General features: G+C 65.8%; 23 protein-coding genes. 20 read left to right on the plus strand and 3 right to left on the minus strand.

From position 1 onward, the window contains the following. Nucleotides 1-7: 7 nt before the first annotated feature. Nucleotides 8-589, minus strand: a complete 582-nt coding sequence (locus MKK62_RS18910; RefSeq protein WP_240258396.1) for a DUF3558 domain-containing protein — start codon at nt 587-589, stop codon at nt 8-10. Between the two features lie 143 nt (nt 590-732). On the opposite strand from MKK62_RS18910, the gene pptH reads away from it, so the two are divergent. From pptH to truB, 3 genes are read left to right on the plus strand one after another with little or no spacing between them, the layout of a single operon-like run. Continuing rightward, nucleotides 733-1701: an ACP phosphodiesterase PptH gene (gene pptH / locus MKK62_RS18915; protein WP_240258395.1), complete on the plus strand. Its 969-nt coding sequence runs from the start codon at nt 733-735 to the stop codon at nt 1699-1701. Nucleotides 1702-1706: 5 nt separating this feature from the next. Beyond that, complete coding sequence (gene pptT / locus MKK62_RS18920) at nt 1707-2381, plus strand: 4'-phosphopantetheinyl transferase PptT (protein WP_240258394.1); 675 nt, start codon at nt 1707-1709, stop codon at nt 2379-2381. Beyond that, nucleotides 2378-3256 carry a tRNA pseudouridine(55) synthase TruB gene (gene truB, locus MKK62_RS18925; RefSeq protein ID WP_240258393.1) on the plus strand — a complete coding sequence of 293 codons (879 nt, stop codon included), beginning with the start codon at nt 2378-2380 and terminating at the stop codon, nt 3254-3256. The genes pptT and truB overlap by 4 nt, the downstream gene beginning before the upstream one ends. Nucleotides 3257-3265: 9 nt before the next feature. On the opposite strand, the gene MKK62_RS18930 is transcribed toward truB, so the two are convergent. Next, nucleotides 3266-3643 carry an ArsR/SmtB family transcription factor gene (locus tag MKK62_RS18930; RefSeq protein ID WP_240258392.1) on the minus strand — a complete coding sequence of 126 codons (378 nt, stop codon included), beginning with the start codon at nt 3641-3643 and terminating at the stop codon, nt 3266-3268. A gap of 89 nt (nt 3644-3732) precedes the next feature. Between MKK62_RS18930 and MKK62_RS18935 the strand changes: the two genes are divergently transcribed. The 13 genes from MKK62_RS18935 (at nt 3733) to MKK62_RS18995 (ending at nt 16582) form a co-directional block, all read left to right on the plus strand. Further along, nucleotides 3733-4869, plus strand: coding sequence for a sodium:calcium antiporter (locus MKK62_RS18935; RefSeq protein WP_240264057.1), 1137 nt, complete (start codon nt 3733-3735; stop codon nt 4867-4869). 50 nt (nt 4870-4919) lie between these two features. After that, nucleotides 4920-5300, plus strand: a complete 381-nt coding sequence (locus MKK62_RS18940; RefSeq protein WP_240258391.1) for a DUF732 domain-containing protein — start codon at nt 4920-4922, stop codon at nt 5298-5300. A gap of 154 nt (nt 5301-5454) precedes the next feature. After that, nucleotides 5455-6036 (plus strand): TetR/AcrR family transcriptional regulator, encoded by a 582-nt coding sequence (locus MKK62_RS18945; protein WP_240264056.1) that lies wholly within the window; start codon nt 5455-5457, stop codon nt 6034-6036. A 115-nt stretch (nt 6037-6151) separates the two neighbouring features. Then, entirely contained in the window at nt 6152-7342 is a 1191-nt protein-coding gene (locus MKK62_RS18950) for a lipid-transfer protein (RefSeq protein WP_240258390.1), read from the plus strand. A 2-nt stretch (nt 7343-7344) separates the two neighbouring features. After that, nucleotides 7345-7794, plus strand: coding sequence for a type II toxin-antitoxin system Rv0910 family toxin (locus MKK62_RS18955; protein ID WP_240258389.1), 450 nt, complete (start codon nt 7345-7347; stop codon nt 7792-7794). A gap of 4 nt (nt 7795-7798) precedes the next feature. Next, nucleotides 7799-8659: a MaoC/PaaZ C-terminal domain-containing protein gene (locus MKK62_RS18960; protein ID WP_240258388.1), complete on the plus strand. Its 861-nt coding sequence runs from the start codon at nt 7799-7801 to the stop codon at nt 8657-8659. Between the two features lie 20 nt (nt 8660-8679). Continuing rightward, entirely contained in the window at nt 8680-9549 is an 870-nt protein-coding gene (locus tag MKK62_RS18965) for an SDR family oxidoreductase (RefSeq protein ID WP_240258387.1), read from the plus strand. A 14-nt stretch (nt 9550-9563) separates the two neighbouring features. Continuing rightward, nucleotides 9564-10814, plus strand: coding sequence for an acyl-CoA dehydrogenase family protein (locus MKK62_RS18970; RefSeq protein ID WP_240258386.1), 1251 nt, complete (start codon nt 9564-9566; stop codon nt 10812-10814). Further along, nucleotides 10811-11764 (plus strand): alpha/beta hydrolase, encoded by a 954-nt coding sequence (locus tag MKK62_RS18975; protein WP_286670866.1) that lies wholly within the window; start codon nt 10811-10813, stop codon nt 11762-11764. Before MKK62_RS18970 ends, MKK62_RS18975 begins: the two co-directional genes overlap by 4 nt. Beyond that, entirely contained in the window at nt 11761-13341 is a 1581-nt protein-coding gene (locus tag MKK62_RS18980; protein ID WP_240258385.1) for an acyl-CoA synthetase, read from the plus strand. The genes MKK62_RS18975 and MKK62_RS18980 overlap by 4 nt, the downstream gene beginning before the upstream one ends. 78 nt (nt 13342-13419) lie before the next feature. Continuing rightward, nucleotides 13420-14250, plus strand: coding sequence for a short-chain dehydrogenase/reductase (locus tag MKK62_RS18985; protein ID WP_240258384.1), 831 nt, complete (start codon nt 13420-13422; stop codon nt 14248-14250). Then, nucleotides 14250-15716 (plus strand): flavin-containing monooxygenase, encoded by a 1467-nt coding sequence (locus MKK62_RS18990; RefSeq protein ID WP_240258383.1) that lies wholly within the window; start codon nt 14250-14252, stop codon nt 15714-15716. The genes MKK62_RS18985 and MKK62_RS18990 overlap by 1 nt, the downstream gene beginning before the upstream one ends. Further along, nucleotides 15713-16582: an SDR family oxidoreductase gene (locus tag MKK62_RS18995; RefSeq protein ID WP_240258382.1), complete on the plus strand. Its 870-nt coding sequence runs from the start codon at nt 15713-15715 to the stop codon at nt 16580-16582. Before MKK62_RS18990 ends, MKK62_RS18995 begins: the two co-directional genes overlap by 4 nt. 2 nt (nt 16583-16584) lie before the next feature. On the opposite strand, the gene mntR is transcribed toward MKK62_RS18995, so the two are convergent. Then, complete coding sequence (mntR, locus tag MKK62_RS19000; protein WP_240258381.1) at nt 16585-17280, minus strand: manganese-binding transcriptional regulator MntR; 696 nt, start codon at nt 17278-17280, stop codon at nt 16585-16587. 79 nt (nt 17281-17359) lie between these two features. Here mntR and MKK62_RS19005 point away from each other — a divergent pair, with 79 nt between their 5' ends. The 4 genes from MKK62_RS19005 (at nt 17360) to MKK62_RS19020 (ending at nt 22765) form a co-directional block, all read left to right on the plus strand. Continuing rightward, nucleotides 17360-18334: a bifunctional riboflavin kinase/FAD synthetase gene (locus MKK62_RS19005; protein WP_240258380.1), complete on the plus strand. Its 975-nt coding sequence runs from the start codon at nt 17360-17362 to the stop codon at nt 18332-18334. Nucleotides 18335-18458: 124 nt separating this feature from the next. Beyond that, on the plus strand, nt 18459-18728 hold the full coding sequence (rpsO, locus tag MKK62_RS19010) for a 30S ribosomal protein S15 (RefSeq protein ID WP_067332662.1): 270 nt from the start codon (nt 18459-18461) through the stop codon (nt 18726-18728). A 409-nt stretch (nt 18729-19137) separates the two neighbouring features. Next, nucleotides 19138-21438, plus strand: a complete 2301-nt coding sequence (locus tag MKK62_RS19015; RefSeq protein ID WP_240258379.1) for a polyribonucleotide nucleotidyltransferase — start codon at nt 19138-19140, stop codon at nt 21436-21438. Continuing rightward, nucleotides 21416-22765 (plus strand): M16 family metallopeptidase, encoded by a 1350-nt coding sequence (locus MKK62_RS19020; RefSeq protein WP_240258378.1) that lies wholly within the window; start codon nt 21416-21418, stop codon nt 22763-22765. The genes MKK62_RS19015 and MKK62_RS19020 overlap by 23 nt, the downstream gene beginning before the upstream one ends. The last annotated feature ends 3 nt before the right edge of the window (nt 22766-22768 follow it).

Here is a 22768-nt window from a genome sequence, read left to right on the forward strand (position 1 = left end):
GACGGGCTCAGAACTTGTAGTACTGGGAAAGCTCGTTGGCGCGTTGCAGGTTGGTGGCCGGGCAGTCGACTTCCGGACTGGAGTAGATCGTCGAGTAGAACAGCGACTGCTGGATCAGCCCGTAACTGGTCTTGAACGCCACCATGCAGGAGAAATAGAAGTAGCTGTTGTGGTAGGTCGGCTTGAGGTTCCACCACTGTGCCGCGCGGTGGCCGTTGATGGTCGTCTCGACCGCGTCGGCCGGCAAGGACTGGGCGTAGGTACGCCAGATGATGGGCTCGACCGCCAGCTGGTAATTGCCCGCGTCGTAATGGCAGCGCAGCCCCTCTTCGGGGATCGGCGGGGTGAAGCCCAGGCCCAGCCGCTGCACCGCGTCGAACGGGATGTCCCGGCACGGGTCGAACGGGCTCGGGTCGGTGGTCGCCACGATCGGGCTTTTCATCGTGCTGGGCGGGTCCATGGGCGCCGCGGTGGAGCGCAGCTCGACCGCAGATCCGCCGATGGTCGCCGGCGGCGCGCTCTGCCAGGTGACGATCACCGCCGTGACCAAGGCGCCGAACGCTGCTAGTAGGCGCAGCTTGCCGGCCATGGCACCCCCTCGGTGATTTCGCTACTGCGCGGAGTTTACAAGTCACACCCGCGCCGCCACACAGTAAACGAGAACCTGTTCTAGTCCACCCGTCGGCGGCACGGTCGGGGTGCGCATGCCACCAGCGGTTAGGCTGGGGAGTCGTGGCTTGGCAAGAACACGGGCAGCAGCCCCCGACAGCGCGACAGCCGACACTGTGGGCGGTATCGGATCTGCACACCGGCCACGTCGGCAACAAGCCGGTCACCGAATCCCTTTATCCCTCGACGCCCGACGACTGGCTGATCGTGTGCGGTGACGTTGCCGAGCGCACCGACGAGATCCGCTGGGCGCTCGATCTGCTGCGACGACGGTTCGCCAAGGTGATCTGGGTTCCCGGCAATCACGAGCTGTGGACGACCAACCGGGATCCAATGCAGATCTTCGGTAGGGACCGCTACGACTATCTGGTCAATATGTGCGACGAGTTGGGCGTCGTCAGTCCCGAGCATCCGTTCCCGGTCTGGACCGAGCGAGGCGGCCCGGCCACTATCGTGCCGCTGTTTCTGCTCTACGACTATTCGTTCCTACCCGCGGGCGCGACGACGAAGGCCGAAGGTATGGCGATCGCGCGAGAGCGCAACGTGGTGTGCACCGACGAGTTCCTGCTCTCACCCGAGCCCTACCCGACGCGCGAAGCATGGTGTCGTGAACGCCTCGTGGCCACCCGCAAGCGCCTCGACGATCTGGACTGGATGAATCCGACCGTGCTGGTCAACCACTTCCCGATGGTCCGCCAACCCTGCGACGCGCTGTTCCTTCCCGAGTTCTCGCTCTGGTGTGGAACCACCGAGACCGCGGACTGGCACACCCGCTACAACGCGGTGTGCTCGGTCTACGGGCATCTGCACATCCCGCGGACCACCTGGTACGACGACGTCCGCTTCGAAGAGGTGTCGGTCGGCTACCCGCGCGAGTGGCGTCGTCGCAAGCCGTACAGCTGGTTGCGCCAGATCCTGCCCGACCCGCAGTACGCACCGGGCTACCTCAACGACTTCGGCGGACATTTCGTCATCACCGCCGAGATGAAGGCGCAGGCGCAGCAGTTCCGAGACAGATTGCGGCAACGGTAGGTTCGATGGCCCTGTCTACGTTGATGTCGGCGGTACTGCCCAGCATCGCCGATCTGGCGTGCGCCGAATTGTATTCCGATCCACCGGGGTTGACGCCGATGGCCGAGGAGGAACCGCTCATTGCGCGGTCGGTGGCCAAGCGGCGCAACGAATTCATCACCGTCCGCTACTGCGCCCGGCTCGCGCTCAGCGAGCTCGGGTTTCCGCCGGTCCCAATTCTCAAGGGGGAGAAGGGTGAACCCTGCTGGCCCGACGGCGTTGTCGGCAGCATTACCCACACGGCGGGATATCGCGGCGCGGTGGTGGGCCGGGCCGGTGCGGTCCGCTCGCTGGGCGTCGACGCCGAACCGCACGACGTGTTGCCCGACGGCGTACTCGACGCGATCAGCCTGCCGGCCGAACGCAGCGAGATGGCGGCTCTGCCGTCCACAATGCATTGGGACCGAATCTTGTTCTGCGCCAAAGAGGCAACCTACAAAGCCTGGTTTCCGCTGACCAAGCGCTGGCTCGGCTTCGAGGACGCGCATATCACGTTCACCGTCGACGAGTCGGGTTCCGCCGGAGGTTTCGAATCGACGATTCTCGTCGAGGGCGAGACGCTTTCGGGGCCGCCCCTGAAAACACTGGCCGGCCGGTGGTCGGTGGACCGCGACCTGGTGTTGACGGCGATCACGCTATGAAGGCGGGCCTTGTCGTCGTCGACAAGCCGGCCGGTATGACAAGTCATGACGTCGTAGGCCGCTGCCGGCGCATTTTTGGAACGCGACGGGTGGGTCACGCCGGGACGCTGGACCCGATGGCCACCGGTGTCCTGGTCATCGGAATCGAGCGAGCCACCAAGATCCTCGGTCTGGTGACCGAGACGTCGAAGTCGTATGCGGCGACAATCCGGCTCGGCCAGACCACCTCGACCGAGGACGCGGAAGGCGAAGTAACGCAACAGGTCTCGGCGCAGCACGTGACCGATGGCGCGATCGAGGCGGCGATCGCCCGGTTACGCGGCGACATCGCGCAAGTCCCGTCGGCGGTCAGCGCGATCAAGGTCGACGGCCAGCGTGCCTATCGGCTGGCCCGCGAAGGGCGGACGGTCGAATTGGCCGCCAGGCCGGTGCGTATCGATCGTTTCGAGGTGCGGGCGGTACGGCGCCACGACCACCTCGTCGACGTCGACGTCGAGGTGGACTGTTCGTCGGGGACCTACATCCGCGCCTTAGCCCGCGACGTCGGCGCGACGCTGGCGGTCGGCGGTCACCTGACCGCATTGCGGCGCACCCGGGTTGGCCGATTCGACGTGCAGCAGGCCCGCTCGCTCGAGGACTTGACCGAACGGCCCGGTCTGAGCCTGACGTTGGACGACGCGTGTCTGCTGCTGTTTCCACATCGACAACTCAGCGACGCCGAGGCCGACGCCGTCGCCAACGGCCGCGCGCTGACCCCGTCCGGTGCCGACGGCGTCTACGCAGCACACACCGCGGACGGCCGGGTGTTCGCGCTGCTGCGGGACGAGGGTGCGACGACAAAGTCGGTGGTCGTCATCCGCCCAGCGACGTTGTAGTCGCGAGCGTCAGCTGCCCGGTGGCGGGTCCGGCGCCAAACTTCCGTCCGGCGCGACGTGGGAGAAGATCTGCTGCATCAGGGTCAGGATGTGCGGGTCATCGACGGTGTAGATGTGGCGGCGCCCCTCCTTGCGGGCGCTGATCAAGCCGGCCAGACGAAGCTTCGTCAGGTGTTGGCTCATGGTGGCCACCCCGAGGCCGGTCCGCTCCGCGAGCGCCGTGACGTCGTGGCTGTTTTGGGCTGCCAGCCACAGCACATGCAGCCGAGCCGAGTTGCTGAGTAGCGCAAAGGTGCTGGCCGCAGAGTCGAGCTGCGGCCTGGTCGGCTCGGCGGACAGCACGTCGAACGGTGCGGTTTCGGTTAACCGATCTTTTTGTTGCGCCATATCGGCATCCATTCTCGCGTGTACCCCACGTCGCATTTCGCCATATCGAAATATTTTAACATTTGCGAAATTATCAAAATGTGGGCAAGATGGGTGTCGTCCGGGCGGCGTTCGTCGTGGGCGGGGACGAGAAAGGCGGAGCTTGCATGGCGCACATCGTGATCCTGCTCGCCTGCGCGGTCGCCATTTATCTGTCCTGCGAGTGGTTCGTCAACGCCGTGGAGTGGCTCGGACACCGGCTCAACCTCGGCACGATGGCCGTCGGAACGGTGCTGGCCGCCTTCGGCACCGCGCTGCCCGAGTCGGTCGTCACCCTGGTCGCCGTCACGACCGGCACTACTGCCGACGTCCGCTACATCGGCGTTGGAGCGGCGATGGGTGGTCCGCTCGTCCTCGCCACCGTCGCCTACGGAGTGACGGGCGCGGTGTTGTTACTGCGGCGACGCGCCCGAAGCAGGGAGAAAGTCTTGGTGGGCGTCGGTGCAGCGACGCTCGTTCGGCGCTCGGTCATCGAGTCCGAGGACGCGCACAGCCGTGCCGGCGCCGAGTTCACCACTTCTCAGACCGAGCGCCTGGCACGCGATCAGCGCTGGTTCATGGCGGTCTTCGTCGTCAAGGTCGCGTTGGGGCTGGTGGCATTCGCGTTCAAGCCGTGGCTGGGCGTGCTGTTCTTCGCGGTCTACGGGGTCTACTTCTGGCGCGAAGTCCGCGGTGGGCAGGACAGCGGCGCCGCCGAGGATCTCGAGCCGCTCAAGCTGCAACCGAGCGCCTCTCGACCGGCCACCGTGGCCGTGCTGGCCCAGACGCTCGGGGCGTTGGCGGTGATCTTCGTGTCCTCGCAGCTGTTCGTCCACCAGCTCGATGTCATCGCTCCGATGCTGGGACTGTCGGGCGCGGTCACCGCGCTGCTGCTGTCTCCGATCGCCACCGAACTTCCCGAGATCATGAACGCGATCATCTGGGTCCGGCAGGGAAAAACCGAACTCGCGCTGGCGAATATCTCCGGCGCAATGATGATCCAAGCCACCGTGCCCAGCGGGCTGGGCCTGCTGTTCACCGACTGGCATCTCGACCACGCCCTGCTGTGGTCCGGGGCGATCACCATGGTTGCGATCACCTATTTGCTTGCGACGATGCGCGCTAACAAGCTGACGCCCACGCGGCTCGCGATCTCCGCGCTGTTGTATCTAGTCTTCGCCGCAGGCCTCGTTCTCATCCTGGCCTGAAAGGTACGGCGAACCGTCGAGTAATCACTCACCAAAGATCGGAGGCTGAAATGACATCCCTGTTCGTCCAGGCGCCCACCGAGGTCGGGGTCTCCAATATCCGTTGTTTCAGCCGTTTGCGATCGCTACTGACTGGTCTCGTTTTGGTGAGCGCACTGTTCGGCGTCATGGCCCAGCTGACCCCGGCCGCACACGCTGACGCCGACAATGGCGGCGACTTCCTGGGAGCGCTTTCGGCGCGGGGCATCACCTTCACCTCCGGCCCCGCCGCGATCGCCGCCGGCCGCGAGGTCTGCAGCGAGCTGGATCAAGGCAAGCAAGCCGGTGACGTTGCCAACGAGGCGATGGCACGGACGAATCTCGACGGCTATCACGCCGGGTTCTTCATCGGGGCCAGCATCGCCGCGATCTGCCCGCGCCATATGCACTAGGGATGGGCCAATTCGGCTGATGAAGCCGTCACCCGGCCGCTAAAGTAACATTCTCTATGGAATGTAAGTCAATCGGACGCGATAGGCGGTAGCGAGGGTGGCCGAAGTCGGCGAACGACGTGCACGGCGCACACAGGCGGAGCGTAGCGCCGCCATGCGCGCGCGCCTCCTCGACGCGACCATCGAGTGCCTGGTGACCTATGGCTACGCGGGCACCACCACGCCGCGTGTCGCGGAGCTCGCCGGCGTCACCCGCGGGGCGCAGATCCATCACTTCCGCGCCAAAGAAGATCTAGTGGTGGCGGCCATCGAGCACCTGGCCCAGCAGCGGGTGCAGGCGGCCATGCGTGAATTCGGCCGAATGCGAGCGACCACCGATCCCGTCTCGACCGTGCTGGATTTTCTGTGGGAGGCCCACCAGGGCCCGATGTTCGTTGCCACCGTTGAACTTTGGGTCGCAGCACGGACCGACCCCGTATTGGCCGCCCATATCGAACGCGTGGAACCGCTGGTCAACAGCACCCTGATCTCGGCCATCGCGCAACTGGTGCCCGACCATGCCGCGCGCAAAGACCTGCGCAATTTCGTCTACACCGCCATGGATGCGCTGCGGGGGATCCTGCTGGCGAGCTTCGTCGAGCGCGACAGCGATCGCCCGCGGAGACGGTGGGATCGTGCCTGCAAGCAGTTGCGCGTCGTTGCCGACGGCATGCTGACCGCCGACTCCCTGGACTGATTCCGGCTCTCATCACGATCCATCTGCCGTGGCCGCCCTGTACGCCGTTGCAAAGATACAGTCAGGTGTGTATGTTTTAGCGCTAGAGCGGAGCGAGCCAGCGCAAGGGAGCGTGATGTCGAACAAGGTCTATGTCATCGGTGTGGGGATGACGAAATTCGAGAAGCCGGGGCGGCGGGAAAACTGGGACTACCCGGACATGGCGCGTGAAGCCGGCACCAAGGCACTCGACGATGCCGGCGTCGACTACGCCGCGGTGGAGCAGGGTTACGTCGGCTACGTCTACGGCGAGTCGACCTCAGGCCAGCGGGCGCTCTACGAGCTGGGACTGAGCGGCATCCCAATCGTCAACGTCAACAACAACTGCTCCACCGGGTCGACCGCGCTCTACCTTGCCGCGCAAGCGATTCGGGGCGGTCTGGCCGACTGCACGATCGCGCTTGGCTTCGAGAAGATGAAGCCGGGTTCTTTGGAGTCCACCTATGACGACCGGACGAACCCGATGGAAAAGCACATCATGGCAATGGCGGAGATATCCGAGGTGCTGTTCCCGCCGGCGCCGTGGATGTTCGGTGCGGCGGGTCGCGAGCACATGCAGCAATACGGCAGCACCGCAGAGCATTTCGCCAAGATCGGCTATAAGAATCACAAGCATTCGGTCAACAACCCCTACGCTCAGTTCCAGGAGTCCTATTCGCTGGAAGACATCCTGGCGGCGCGGATGATCTATGACCCGCTGACCAAGCTGCAATGCTCGCCGACGTCGGACGGCTCCGGCGCGGTAATCCTGGCTTCGGAGGCGTTCGTCGACAAGCACGGTCTATCCGGCCAAGCGGTGGAGATCGTCGGCCAAGCCATGACCACCGACTTCAAGAACAGCTTCGACGGCACCTGCAAGGGTCTGATCGGCTACCACATGAATGTCGAAGCTGCGCAACGGGTTTACGAGCAGTCCGGCCTCGGGCCCGAGGAGTTCCAGGTCATCGAGCTGCACGACTGCTTCTCCGCCAACGAGCTGCTGCTCTACGAGGCGTTGGGACTGTGCGCCGAAGGTGAGGCGCCCAAACTCATCGACAACGGTGACGTCACCTACGGCGGTCGATGGGTGGTCAACCCATCCGGCGGGCTGATCTCCAAGGGCCACCCGCTGGGCGCCACCGGTCTGGCGCAATGCGCCGAGCTGACCTGGCAGCTACGCGGCACAGCGGACAAGCGCCAGGTCGACAACGTCACCGCCGCACTGCAGCACAACATCGGACTCGGCGGAGCAGCCGTCGTGACGGCATACCAACGAGCGGAGCGTTAAAAATGGGACACATCGAAGCCACCCGTCAACTGTCCGCCGATCCGGACGCGCTATGGGCAACGGTGACCGATCTGGCCAACTGGGACAAGTGGTTTACCGTGCACGAGAAGTGGCTCGAAGGGCCGCCCGACACCGTGACCGAAGGCGCCAAGCTGACCGCCAAGATCGTGATGCTTGGGATGGCCAACAAAATCGAGTGGACGATTCAGCAGGTCGACGAGCCCCGTTCGCTGGTGCTATCCGGCACCGGAATGGCCGGTGTCAAAGCCACATTCACCTTCACCATCGAGCCGGCCACCAGCGGTTCGACCTTCGCAGTATTCGGTGACTTCGAGGGTGCGATGATCAAGGGCGCGCTCGGCAAGGCCGTCGAGAAGGACGGTGCCAAACAGCTCGACAAGACCCTCGACCAGCTCGACGCGCTGGCGTCGGCTGGGCTATCAGGGACGTAACTCAATGACTGAGACACTGGAATTCGACGACAGCGGCCTGGGTCGTTGGACCGACGACGAGCGATTCGAAGTCACCCGGGAGCGGCTGGCCGAGTACGCCGCCGCCACCAATGACCCGATCGCGGCACACCGCGCGGGAGACGTCGCGCCGCCGGTGTTCGCGATCGTGCCGGTGTTCGAGGCGCTGCTCACGCCGGCTGTCGACGTAATGCCGGTCGAGGCCATCCCGCGAATCGTGCACGGCGAGCAAGATTTTCACTTCCACCGGCCGATCCGACCGGGCGACAAGCTGATCTCACGCGGGAAGATGATCGGATACGAGGGACTGGAAAAGGGCACCCGGGCCGCGATCCTGCTCGAATGCCGCACCGAGGACGGTGAACTGGTCAACGAGCAGTACGTGACGACATTCGTGCGCGGCATGACGGTGAACAAAACAATGGGTGAGCTGAGCCCCGAGCACAAGTTCGACGACTCGCTGCGCGACCGGGCGCCGGTGGCCAAGGTCGTCCAGCACGTCGACACCGACCAGACCTTCCGGTACTCGCCGGCGGCCGGCGATCCGATGCCGATCCACCTCGACGAGGACGTGGCCATCAGCGCCGGTCTGCCCGGAATCATCGCGCACGGGCTGTGCACCATGGCGTTCACCTCCTGGGCGGTGCTCACCGAGCTGGCCGATGGAGATGTCAGTCGTCTCAAGCGATTTGCCGTCCGATTCTCCAAGCCGGTGATTCCCGGCGACGACCTGGAGACCCGGATCTGGAAGGCCGGCGGCAGTAACGGGACGACACGCTACGCGTTCGAGACGGCCCGGGGTACCGATCTCGTGATCACCGACGGCCTGGCCGTCCTGGCCGACTGACTAAAGGAGTCTGACAACCGATGGGTGTATTGGACGGCCGCGTCGCGGTCATCACCGGCGCGGGCCGAGGCATCGGCCGCGAACACGCGCTGCTGTTCGCCAAGGAAGGGGCCAAGGTCGTCGTCAACGATCTCGGCGGCAGCAACGACGGGGAGGGCGCCGACACCGGGCCCGCCCACGAGGTGGCCGAGGAGATCAAAGCCGCCGGCGGCACCGCCGTCGTCAACACCGAGAACGTGGCCACCTGGAGCGGTGCGGAAAGCGTTGTGCGGCAAGCTATCGACGACTTCGGTGGCCTCGACATCCTGGTCAACAACGCTGGGATCCTGCGCGACGCGTTCATCGCGGGCATGGAGGAGGCGCAGTGGGACGCGGTGATCGCGGTGCATTTGAAGGGTCACTTCGCGATGCTCCACCACGCGGCGGCCTACTGGAAGGCGCAATCAAAAGCCGGTGATCAGCCGAACGCCGCAGTGATCAATACCGCGTCGGGCTCCGGTGTGACGTTGCCGAATGCCGGCCAGGCCAACTACGGCTCGGCTAAAGCCGGCATCGCGGCGCTGACACTGATCGCCGCCGAGGAACTCGAGCGCTACGGCGTGCGGGTCAACGCCATCGCGCCGATCGCACGGACCCGGCTCACGCTGGCCACCCCTGGTATGGGCGCGCTTATGTCCGAGCCGGAGGAGGGTGAGCTCGACCTGTTCAGCCCGGCGAACATCTCGCCGCTGGTGGCCTACCTAGCCACCGAGAAGTGTCCGATCACCGGCAAGGTGTACGCGGTTCAGGGAGGCGCGATCTCGTCGTTGTCCGGCTGGCATGACGTCGACACCATCGAGACCGATGGTCCCTGGCTGATCGACGACATCGCCAATCGGCTGCCGCAGTAATCAAGGAGCGCAACATGTTCGAATGGTCTGACACCGATCTGATCATGCGGGACACCATCCGCGGCTTCATCGACAAAGAGATCCGCCCGCACATCGATGCGCTGGAGACCGGTGAGATATCGCCCTATCCGATCGCGCGAAAACTGTTCAGCGAGTTCGGTCTTGACGTGATGGCCGCCGAGGCGGTCAAGACGATGCTGGACAAGGAGCGGGCCAGGCAGGAGGCCGGGCACCACGAGAGCGGGGAGAAGAAGTCGGGTCGTGGATTTGCGGGCCTGGGTCCGCAGGGGTCGATGGCCGCCGTGCTCGTCTCCGAGCTCGCCGGGGTGAGCCTTGGACTGCTGAGCGCGGTCGGCGTCAGCCTCGGCCTCGGTGCCACGACGATCATGAGCCGCGGCACGTTGGCCCAAAAGGAGCGTTGGCTCCCAGAACTCATGACGCTGGAGAAGATCGCGGCGTGGGCTATCACCGAACCCGACTCCGGCTCGGACGCGTTCGGCGGGATGAAGACCACGGTGAAGCGCGATGGTGACGGCTACATCCTCAACGGGCAGAAGACGTTTATCACCAACGGGCCGTATGCCGACGTGATGGTCGTCTACGCCAAGCTCGATGACGGCTCCACGGACAAGCGCAACCGGCCGGTGCTGACGTTCGTGCTGGACGCCGGCATGGAGGGGCTGGCGCAGGGCAAACCGTTCAAGAAGATGGGCATCATGTCCTCGCCGACCGGCGAATTGTTCTTCGACAACGTTCGCCTGACACCCGACCGCCTGCTCGGCGAGACCGAGAATCACACCGGGGGAGACGGCCGGGAAAGTGCCCGGGCCAACTTTTCGGCTGAGCGGATCGGGGTCGCCTTGATGTCGCTGGGCATCATCAACGAGTGCCATCGGCTCTGCATCGACTACGCGAAAACCCGCACGCTGTGGGGCAAGAACATCGGCCAATTCCAGCTGATTCAGCTCAAGCTGGCCAAGATGGAAGTCGCGCGGATTAACGTGCAGAACATGGTGTTCCAAACCCTGGAGAAGCTGCAGGCAGGACGGACGCCGTCGCTGGCCGAGGCGTCGGCCATCAAGCTGTACTCCTCCGAGGCGGCCACCGACGTCGCAATGGACGCCGTCCAATTGTTCGGCGGGAACGGCTACATGGCCGAATACCGCGTCGAACAACTGGCCCGCGACGCCAAGTCGCTGATGATCTATGCCGGGAGCAACGAGGTGCAGGTGACACACATCGCCAAGGCGCTGCTCACCCGATGAGAACGCGGGCAAACGGGTTGCGGCGCAGGTCTTTCGCCGCACTGGATGGGCTGTCGTATCTCCCGTTCGCCCGAACGTCCTTCAACTTGATGCTCGACGGGCTCCTGGCACGCCACGCGATGCTGGCGCGGTTGCGCCCGGTCGCGGACTACGCGATTGCGCGCAGCAGCCCTCCGGTGCCGGGGACGCGGGTGCTGCCCGGGCCGGCCGGGGTCCCGGGCGAGTGGGTATGGCCGCCGGGTGCCAGGCGGGACGTGGGCGTGGTTCTGGTCCTGCATGGCAGCGGCTATCTGATCTGCTCAGCGCGCACCCATCGGGGGTTCGCGTCGCGGGTGGCCAAGTACGCCGGGATGCCCGCATTCGTCATCGATTACCGGTTGGCTCCAGAACACCCTTTTCCCGCGGCAGAAGACGATGCCGTTGTCGCGTACCGATGGCTGCTCGACAACGGCCACGATCCGATGCGGATCGTGGTTGCGGGTGATTCGGCCGGCGGGCATCTCGCTGTCGGGCTGGCGCTACGCGCCAAGTCTGAAGGCCTGCCGCTACCGGCCGGCCTGGCGTTGTTCGGTCCGCTGATCGACCCGGCCTACCGGGCCTCGATTGCGGATCCGCGGACCCGGCGACAACCGCTCGATCCGCGGGCGGCGGCGCGGGCCGTGGCGCTGTACGTCGGCGACTTCGACCCGGCGGATCCGCGGCTGTGCCTGCTGAACGCCGATCTGGCCGACTTGCCACCCACCCAGGTGCATTACGGGTCGCGAGAAGTGATGCGCGCCGACGCCGAGGCGTTCGCGAAGCTGGTCCGCGAGACGGGCGGACTCTGTGACGAGGTGTTGTGGCCCGGGCTGATGCACGGCTACTGGCTTTGGCCGCGTCACGACGACGGAAGCCTGCAGAGCCTGAAGACGGCGGGGGAGTTCTTGCGTACAGCGGTAGCTCAGTCATGAGCGCGCTCAACGGCATTCGCGGCCGTTTGGCCGCGGCCCGGGTACTGGCCTCCCGCGGCATGATCGACCTCCGCCGGCCCGACGAGGCGGTTCGAGCGTTCCGGGCGATGCGCCGTTTCGGGGCATTCGGCGGACTGATCGACCACGCCGCTGCCTGCTACGGCGATGCCCCTGCCATCACCGACGATCGCGGCACCCTCAGCTTCCGGCAACTCGACGCGGCGTCCAATGCGCTGGCGCGGGGATTGCTAGTCAACGGAATTGGGTCCGGTGCGGTGCTCGCGACGCTGCATCGCAACAGCCGTGACGTCATGGTGACCATCGGGGCGGCGAACAAGATCGGCGTTCGCACGGTGCTGATGAACACAGGCTTCGCCGGCCCGCAACTGGCCGATGTGTCCGCGCGGGAAAATGTCAGCTGCATCCTGGTCGACGACGAATTCGACGACATCATGACCACCTTGCCGCCGGAGACGCTGCGGTTCACCAGCAGCCGGCTGCACGAGCTGACCGACCACCAGTCGACGTCGTCGCTGCCCGCACCGCGGCAACCGGGCGGCATGGCGCTGCTCACCAGCGGGACGACCGGCACCCCAAAAGGCGTGCCGCGCAACCGGATCGACCCGTCGCAGTCCGCGCAGTTGCTCGATCGGATCCCCTGGCCGCGTGGCGGCGCGTATTACATCGCGGCGCCGCTGTTTCACGCCACCGGCCTGGCCACGTGTTCGCTGGGCCTGGTCCTGGGCAACCGAGTCGTGATGGCCCGGCGCTTCGACCCCGAGGCGACGCTGAGGGCGATCGCCGAATACCACGTGCGCGCGGTGGTATTGGTCCCGACCATGCTGCAACGCATCATCGACCTCGGGCCCGACGTGCTGGCCAACTACGACACCTCGGCGTTGGAAGTGATGTTCGCGGCGGGCTCATCGCTGTCGCCGGCGCTGTGCCGTCGCACTCACGAAGCCTTCGGGCCGGTGCTGTACAACCTGTACGGATCCACCGAGGTCGCCGTCGCGGCCGTGGCCACACCCGAGGAACTGCACCGCGCACCCGGCACGGTGGGCCGCCCCCCGGTCGGCTGCACCGTGGTCCTCTACGACGAGAACCGCCGCAAGATCACCGAGCCGGGCAAGGTCGGAACTCTCTTCGTGTCAAGCGGTTTGAGCTTCACCGGCTACACCGACGGCGGCAACAAAGAAATCGTCGACGGACTGTTGTCCACCGGCGACACCGGGCATTTCGACGAGACCGGATTGTGGTTTATCGACGGCCGCGACGACGACATGATTGTCTCGGGCGGCGAGAACGTCTTCCCACTGGAGGTGGAGAATCTGCTCGCCGAGCATCCGGATGTGGTCGAGGCATCCGTGGTGGGAGTCGACGACGACGACTTCGGGAAGCGGTTGGCGGCCTACGTGGTCAGTAGGCCCGACTCCGGACTCGACGCCGACGCCGTCCGATCGCATGTGCGCGCGCATCTGGCCCGCCACAAGATTCCGCGCGATGTGGTGTTCATCGAGCGCCTACCGCGCAACGAGGCGGGCAAAGTCCTGCGAAGGCAACTCACCTCCAGCTAGGAGTCAACGCAGTGTCCGAAATCATCAAATCGGTGTCTGGTTCTCCCTTCACCGTTCGCGCGCCGAGGGTTTGACTTCATGAGAATGAGCCGGCGGGTGCGCCACAAGGTCGTGGTGGTCACCGGTGCGGCTAACGGTATTGGCGCGCAGGTGGCGCGGGATCTCATCGCAGCCGGTGCACGTGTTGCGCTGCTCGACCGCGACGCGCTGGGGGCCGAGCGCTTGGCCGCCGAACTCGGCGCCGGCGCAGCGGCTTTCGATGTCGACGTGACATCAGCGGAGTCGGTTAACGCCGCGTGCACCGCCGCCGCGCAGCATTTCGGCGGCATCGACGTCGTACTGGCCAACGCCGGTGTGGCCGGGCCCGGATCGTCGGTGGCCGAGGTCGATCCCGGCGAATGGCGGCACGTGATCGACGTCAACCTGGTGGGCGCTTTCCACACACTGCACGCCGCGTTGCCGCACCTCAAAGCCAGCCGAGGCTACGTCATGGTGGTGGCATCAATTGCATCGGTGATACCGGGTCCACTCGTGAGCGCCTACGTGTCGTCGAAGGCGGGTGTCGAGTCGCTGGTGCGCGCGGCGCGCATAGAAGTCGACGGCGACAGCGTCGGCGTCGGTATCGCGTACTTCGGGCTGATCGACACCGAGTTGGCGGACCAGATTGTCACCCGATCGGGGCTCAGCCACATCCTGCCCGGCCCATTGGGCGTGATGGCCCCGGTCGAGGTAGCGGCCGCAGCCATCACCTCGGGCATCGCGCGGCGTGCGCGGCGCGTCTATGCGCCCTGGTGGGTCGCCCCGATGCTCGACCTTCGGCCACTGATGTTTCTTGCCGACCGACTGCTCGCGGCGATGCCGAGCGTCCGCCGGACGATCTGCGCCGACCAAGCGAAGGGAGTTCGCTGATGTCGCAACGGCATCCGTCCGTGGGAATTATCGGCGCCGGAATGTCCGGTATCTGCCAGGCCATCCTGCTGCGGCAAGCCGGCGTCACCGACGTCACCATCTACGAGAAAGGCGCCGACGTCGGCGGAACCTGGCGTGACAACACCTATCCCGGTCTGTCCTGCGACGTGCCGTCACGGTTCTACCAGTTCACTTTCGCGATGAACCCCAGTTGGACGCGACTGTTCTCACCCGGGCCCGAAATACACAAGTACTTCCAGGCGCTCACCGACCGCTATCGACTGAGCGAGATCATCCGGTTCGCCACCGAGATCGTCGACGCGCGATTCGCCGGCGGCCGTTGGCAGCTCACCACCGGTGCCGGCGAGCAGCTGTCGCACGACTTCCTGATCGCGGCGACCGGCGTGCTGCGCGAGCCACGCACGCCGGCGATCAACGGGCTGGCCGACTTCGACGGACCCGTCATGCACTCCGCGCGGTGGGACCACTCGGTCGAGATGGCCGGCAAGCGGGTCGCGGTGATCGGCACCGGATCCACGGGCGTCCAGATCGTCTGCGGCCTGGCCGATTTCGCCAGTCGTCTCGACCTGTTCCAACGCAGCGCCCAGTGGATTCTGCCGCTGCCCAATCCCCGGTACTACCGCTGGATGAATCCGGTCCGTCGCCGGGTGCCGCGGCTGAGCGCCATCGGGTATTACACCTACCATCTGGTGTTCGAATGGTTGGCCGGCGCGCTGATCAGGCCCGGCTGGCGGCGCCGGTTCATGAGCGGCGCATGCCGGGCCAATCTGCGGACCGTGCGCGATCCGGACTTGCGCCGCCGCCTGACCCCGGATTATCAGCCGATGTGCCGGCGACTGATCATGTCGGCGGGTTTCTACCCGGCGATGCAGCGGGACAACGTGCACCTGGTCGACGCCGGCATCGACCACGTCGAACGGCGCGGCATCGTCACAACTGACGGCGAATTGCGCGAGCTGGACGCGATCGTGCTGGCCACCGGCTTCGACGCGCACGCGTTCATGCGCCCGATGTCACTCGTGGGTCGCGACGGTCTGACGTTGGAGCACCTGTGGGCCCAGGGCCCCAGGGCGCATCTGGGTGTGGCGCTGCCGGGCTTCCCGAACTTCTTCATGCTGATGGGGCCGCACAGCCCGGTCGGCAACTACTCGCTCACCGCGATAGCCGAGGCGCAGGCCAACCACATCACCGGCTGGATCACCCGCTGGCGCGCAGGGGAATTCGACACGGTCGCCCCTACCCGTCGCGCGACCGACGACTTCAATGCCAGCATGCGCCGGGCCATGCCCGGCACGGTGTGGGCAACCGGTTGCAGCAGTTGGTACCTGGGCGCCGACGGGGTGCCCGAGCTGTGGCCGTGGACGCCGCACGAGTATCGACAGCGACTCGCCGCCACCCCCGACATCAACGACTACGACATCGACAGCCTGGTGACATCAGCATGAAAGCAGCTCTGAACGGACGTGTCGTGGCCATCACCGGTGGCGCGCGCGGAATTGGTTTGGTCACCGCGAAAGCCTTTGCGGGCACGGGCGCCAAGGTGGCGATCGGGGATCTCGACGGTGAGCTGGCCAAGCACGCGGCCGCTGACCTTCAAGGCGACGTGGTCGCGCTACCGCTCGATGTGACTGCACCGGAGTCATTTTCGGCCTTCCTGAACGACGCCGAACGCGACCTCGGGCCGCTCGACATCCTCGTCAACAACGCAGGGGTGATGTTCGACGGCGAGTTCGTCTCCGAATCGCAAGCGCTGCAGGACAAGATGATCGACGTCAATCTCCGCGGCGTGATCCTGGGCTGCAAACTGGCGGCGGAGCGCTTCATTCCCCGCAGCGGCGGGACGATCATCAACGTGGCGTCGATGGCCGGTGTCGCAGGGTTTCCCGGTGTGGTGACCTACTGCGCGACCAAATTCGGTGTTGTGGGCTTGACCCTTGCGTTGCGTGAGGAACTGCACGCCCACAACGTCACGGTCAGCGCGATCCTTCCCGGCGTCGTACACACCGAACTCTCCGCCGGCATCGAATTGTCCCGGGCGATCGAGAACTTCGTCTCGGTCGAGCCTGAGGACATCGCCTCCGCCGTGGTCTCGGCCGCTCGCAGCCACAAGGCCATGTCGTTCGTGCCGCGGCGCATGCAGATGCTGTTGCGCACCGCATTTTTGATGCCGGAACGGCCACGCCGCTTTGTAGCGCGGGCGACCAAGACCGATCAGGCCTATCTCGCGGTGGACGCGGCTATCCGTGACGGGTACCGCGCGCGGGCCAATGCTGCGGGGCCGTCTGCGTCAGGGGAGCAGCGCGGCGCCTGAGGTTAGCGCGCCACCATCCAAATCGCCTGTGCGGCTGGGCTTCCCAGGTCGACGGTGGTGGGGTCACCGTCGGCCGACTCGACCGCGACCGAGATCATCCCGGCGAATTCACGCCGGGTGAGCACCCGCAAGCGCGAGTCGAGGCTGATGCCGATGCTGTCGAAGTAGCGCAGCATCTCGGGATCCTTATCGGAGATCCGGGCGACGGTGCCGGCGTCGCCGTCCTCACAGGCCCACAGCTGACGGGCTGGCGGAGTGGGCACCTGACCGTCTGAGCCCGGGATCGGATCGCCGTGCGGGTCGCGTTGCGGATGGCCGAGCTTGGCGTCGATGCGCGCGATCAGCCGGTCGGAGACGGCGTGCTCGAGCACCTCGGCCTCGTCGTGCACCTCGTCCCAGCCGTAGCCGAGTTCGGTGACCAGAAACGCTTCCAGCAACCGGTGCCGGCGGACCATCGCCAGCGCCGCGCGGCGGCCCGACTCGGTCAAAGTCACCGCGCCGTACTTCTCGTGGTCGACCAGACCCTGTTCGGCGAGCTTGCGAATCGACTCCGACGCCGTGCTCGCGGAGACTCCGAGCTTTTCGGCCAGCATTTTGGTGCTGACCTTGGCGTGCGACCACTCCTGGGCATTCCAGATGACTTTGAGGTAGTCCTGGGCAACCGTGGAGAGCTCGTTGGGCTCGTCAGCGGGGCGCACAACGGAAGTTTAAGCAATCCTCACCTGATCTGCGGCTCTCGCACGACCGGGCGCTACCTAGGCCCGTACGCTTGTCGTTGTGCAACGGTGGCGCGGCCAGGATGAGATCCCCACAGACTGGGGCAGATGCGTGCTGACGATCGGAGTATTCGACGGGCTGCACCGCGGCCACGCCGAGCTGATCGAGCACGCGGTCAAGTCCGGTCGCGCCCGCGGGGTGCCGACGGTGCTCATGACGTTCGATCCACACCCGATGGAAGTCGTGCATCCCGGCAGCCACCCCGCGCAATTGACCACCTTGACCCGGCGTGCCGAGCTGGCCGAGGAATTCGGCATCGACGTCTTTCTGGTCATGCCGTTCACGACCTCGTTCATGAAGCTCACTCCCGAGCGTTACGTCCACGAGCTGCTGGTCGAGGACCTGCACGTGGTCGAGGTCGTCGTGGGGGAGAACTTCACCTTCGGAAAGAAGGCCGCCGGCACAGTCGACACCCTGCGTGCCGCTGGGGCCCGGCTGGGTTTCGCGGTCGAGGCCATGTCGCTGGTCTCTGAACATCACAACACCGAAACCGTGACGTTCTCGTCCACCTACATCCGGTCCTGCGTCGACGCCGGCGACGTGGTGGCCGCCGCCGAGGCGCTGGGCCGGCCACACCGGGTCGAAGGTGTGGTGGTACGCGGCGACGGGCGGGGGACCGAGATGGGTTTCCCGACTGCGAACGTGGCGCCGCCGATGCACTCGGCCATTCCGGCCGACGGCGTCTACGCGGCGTGGTTCACCGTCTTGGGTCACGGACCCGTCACCGGGTCCGTCGTGCCTGGCGAGCGCTATCAGGCCGCCGTGTCGGTGGGTACCAACCCGACTTTCTCCGGCCGTACCCGCACGGTCGAGGCGTTCGTCCTGGACACCGCCGCCGACCTGTACGGCCAGCACGTGGCGCTGGACTTCGTCGCCCGGATCCGCGGGCAGGAGAAGTTCGGGTCGGTCGGCGACCTGGTCGACGCGATGCGCAGCGACACCGAGCGCGCCCGCAAGCTGCTCTCTGCAGGCTGAGCTGACCTGCGAATTCAGGTTCCGGCCACGCCCGCTGCTAAGCTTTCCGGCGGTACGGCGCGTGCTGCAGTTCGCGGTGGCCGCGGCCGATGAATGTTCGCGGACCTATTGATGGAGATATTTCGTGGCGCTTACCGCCGAGCAGAAAAAAGAGATCCTGGGCTCCTACGGCCTGCATGCGACCGACACTGGTTCGCCCGAGGCGCAGGTCGCCCTGCTGACCAAGCGGATCGCCGACCTGACCGAGCACCTCAAGCAGCACAAGCACGACCACCACTCGCGGCGCGGGCTGCTGCTGCTGGTCGGCCGCCGTCGCCGTCTGCTCAAGTACGTCGCCCAGGTGGACGTGGAGCGCTACCGCTCGCTGATCGAGCGGCTCGGCCTGCGCCGCTGATCACGACGTCCGCCGAGACTGCAACGGTTGCGATCCAGATCGGCGAGTCGTCGCACTGGGTTACGAGTCGCGAGGCCGTCGGGTGCCCAAGGGCTCGAGCAGTTTCGAGGAATCACCAGGTCGGTGTGTAGAGTTAAAGGCGTTTTGGGCCACTCGGCCCGAGCAAGGTGCGGCGCGCGCGATCCGCGCGCACCGTTCCAGCGAGACACAACGGGACTTCGAAGGAAGACACGTCTGTATCGCGCGGTCTTCGGTAGTGGCTGCCGAACTCCCCGGATCCGGGGTGGGTCGGCCGCTTCGATCGACGGCCGTCGCCGCTTCCAGACCTTTCCAGGTCGTCCCGCAGCCCTCCGGGGCGCGCGTGCCTGCGCGAAATAGCCATAAATCCAGAGAGGCTGTACGGACGCACATGTCTGTAGCTGAAATTGACGAAGGCGTGTTCGAATCGACCGCCACCATTGACAACGGGAGCTTCGGCACCCGCACTATCCGTTTCGAGACCGGTCGGCTGGCCAAGCAAGCCGCCGGCTCCGTCGTCGCCTACCTCGACGACGACACCATGCTGTTGTCGGCCACCACAGCCAGCAAGACCCCCAAGGACCACTTCGACTTCTTTCCGTTGACCATCGACGTCGAAGAGCGGATGTACGCCGCGGGCCGCATCCCGGGCTCGTTCTTCCGCCGCGAGGGTCGTCCCTCCACCGATGCGATCCTGACCTGTCGTCTGATCGACCGCCCCCTGCGGCCGACGTTCGTGTCGGGTCTGCGTAACGAGATTCAGGTCGTCGTCACCGTCTTGAGCCTGGATCCCAAGGACCTCTACGACGTGTTGGCGATCAACGCCGCATCGGCGTCGACCCAGATCTCGGGTCTGCCGTTCTCCGGCCCTGTCGGCGGTGTGCGGGTGGCGCTCATCGAAGGCCAGTGGGTCGCGTTCCCGACCGTCGAGCAGCTCGAGAACGCCGTGTTCGACATGGTCGTTGCCGGCCGCAAGGTCGAGGGCGATGTCGCGATCATGATGGTCGAGGCCGAAGCCACCGAGAACGTCATCGAGCTCATCGGTGACGGCGCGGGCGCACCCACCGAGAGCGTGGTGGCCGAAGGACTGGAAGCCGCGAAGCCGTTCATCGCCGCGCTGTGCACCGCGCAGGAGGAACTGCACGAGGCCGCCGGCAAAGAGACGGCCGAGTACCCGCTGTTTCCGGACTACCAGGACGACGTCTACTACTCCGTGGCCTCGGTTGCCACCGACGAGCTTTCCAAGGCGCTCACCATCGCCGGCAAGGAAGAGCGCGACAGTCGCACCGACGAAATCAAGGCCGAGGTGCTCGAGCGCCTCGCCGGCACCTATGAGGGTCGCGAAAAGGAGATCAGCGCCGCATTTCGCTCGCTGACCAAAAAGCTTGTGCGGCAGCGCATCCTGTCCGACCACTTCCGCATCGACGGCCGTGGCATCACCGACATCCGGGCCCTGTCGGCCGAAGTCGCGGTGATCCCGCGAGCACACGGCAGCGCACTGTTCGAGCGCGGCGAGACCCAGATCATGGGCATCACCACCCTCGACATGGTGAAGATGGCCCAGCAGATCGACTCGCTGGGACCGGAAACCTCCAAGCGCTACATGCACCACTACAACTTCCCGCCGTTCTCCACCGGCGAGACCGGCCGCGTCGGCTCGCCCAAGCGGCGCGAGATCGGCCACGGCGCCCTCGCGGAGCGCGCCCTGGTGCCGGTGCTGCCCAGCATCGAGGAATTCCCTTACGCGATCCGTCAGGTTTCGGAAGCGTTGGGCTCCAACGGTTCTACGTCGATGGGCTCGGTGTGCGCCTCGACCCTGTCGCTGCTGAACGCCGGTGTGCCGCTGAAGGCTCCGGTTGCCGGTATCGCCATGGGTCTGGTGTCTGACGACGTTGAAGTTGACGGCAAGACTGAGCGTCGCTTCGTCACGCTGACCGACATCCTCGGCGCCGAAGACGCCTTCGGCGACATGGACTTCAAGTGCGCCGGCACCAAGAACTTCGTCACCGCGCTGCAACTGGACACCAAGCTCGACGGCATCCCGTCGCAGGTGCTGGCCGGTGCGCTCGCGCAGGCCAAGGACGCCCGTCTGACGATCCTCGAAGTGATGGCCGAGGCCATCGACGAGCCGGACGAGATGAGCCCGTTCGCACCGCGGATCACCACGATCAAGGTGCCGGTCGACAAGATCGGTGAGGTCATCGGCCCCAAGGGCAAGATGATCAACTCGATCACCGAAGAGACCGGTGCGCAGATCTCCATAGAGGACGACGGCACCGTGTTCGTGGGCGCCAGCAACGGTGAGTCCGCGCAGGCCGCGATCGACAAGATCAACGCGATCGCCAACCCGCAGCTGCCCAAGACCGGTGAGCGGTTCCTCGGAACCGTGGTCAAGACCACCGACTTCGGTGCGTTCGTGTCGCTGCTTCCGGGCCGCGACGGGCTGGTGCACATCTCCAAGCTGGGTCGCGGCAAGCGCATCGCGAAGGTCGAAGACGTCGTGAGCGTCGGGGACAAGCTTCGTGTCGAGATCGCCGACATCGACAAGCGGGGCAAGATCTCGCTGGTGCTGGTCGCCGAGGATGCGGCGGCCGACGGCGGATCCGGTGAGGGAGACGCTGCCGCCAGCCCGGACACCGCGGGTGCCGTTTCGTCGCCGGCGGAAGCCGATGCCGCGACGGCCAGCAGTTAGTCCTCAAGCAGCGCTGCGCCGCGGACGGCACAATTCTGAGCCGTCCGCGGCGTTCCGGCGCACCTCGCTTCCCGGCGGTCTGAGGGTTGTCACCGAATACCTGCCCGGGGTTCGCTCCGCCTCGGTTGGGGTGTGGGTAGGCGTCGGATCGCGCGACGAGGGCGCCACGGTGGCCGGCGCCGCGCACTTCCTCGAACATCTGCTGTTCAAATCCACGCCGACGCGCACAGCCGTGGACATCGCGCAGGCGATGGACGCGGTGGGTGGCGAGCTGAATGCCTTCACCGCCAAGGAGCACACCTGCTATTACGCGCATGTCCTCGACAGCGACCTCGCGCTGGCCGTCGACCTGGTCAGTGACGTAGTGCTCAACGGACGTTGCGCCGCAAGCGATGTCGAGCTTGAGCGCGACGTCGTCCTCGAAGAGATCGCGATGCGCGACGACGATCCCGAGGATGCGCTTGCCGATCAATTCCTGGCCGCGCTGTTCGGGGATCACCCGGTGGGCCGACCGGTGATCGGCAGCGTCGAGTCCGTGTCGTCGATGACGAGGGCGCAGCTGCATTCGTTCCATCAGCGGCGTTATACGCCCGAGCGAATGGTCGTCGCGGTCGCCGGCAACGTCGACCACGACGAGGTGGTGGCCCTGGTGCGCGAGCAGTTCGGGCCGCGCCTGGTCCGTGGCCGCACCGCAATCGCGCCGCGCAAGGGTGCGGGGCGGGTCACCGGTCGCCCGCAACTGACGGTGGTGAATCGCGACGCCGAGCAGACTCACGTGTTCCTCGGGGTGCGCACGCCGGGCCGTCACTGGAAACACCGTTGGGCCCTGTCGGTGCTGAACACCGCGCTGGGAGGCGGCTTGAGTTCCCGGCTGTTCCAACAGGTTCGGGAGTCTCGCGGGCTGGCGTACTCGGTGTACTCGTCGCTGGATACGTTCTCCGACTCCGGCGCCTTGTCGGTATATGCCGCCTGCCTGCCCGAGCGGTTCGCCGAAGTGACCCGCGTGACGGTCGACGTGCTGGCCGAAGTCGGGCGCGACGGCATCACCGAGACGGAATGCCGGATCGCGAAGGGCTCCCTGCGCGGCGGGTTGGTGCTCGGCCTAGAGGACTCGAGTTCGCGAATGAACCGCATCGGCCGCGGTGAACTCAACTACGCTGAGCATCGAAGCATCGACCGGACGCTGCAGGAGCTCGATGAGGTCACCCTGGACGAGGTCAACGCGGTCGCGCGCCAACTCCTCAACAAGCCCTACGGTGCAGCCGTTCTCGGTCCGCACAAGTCGAAGGCTTCTCTGCCGCAACAACTTCGGACAATGACGGGGTAGCGC

This window comes from Mycobacterium paraterrae (assembly GCF_022430545.2).
Taxonomy (GTDB): domain Bacteria; phylum Actinomycetota; class Actinomycetes; order Mycobacteriales; family Mycobacteriaceae; genus Mycobacterium; species Mycobacterium paraterrae.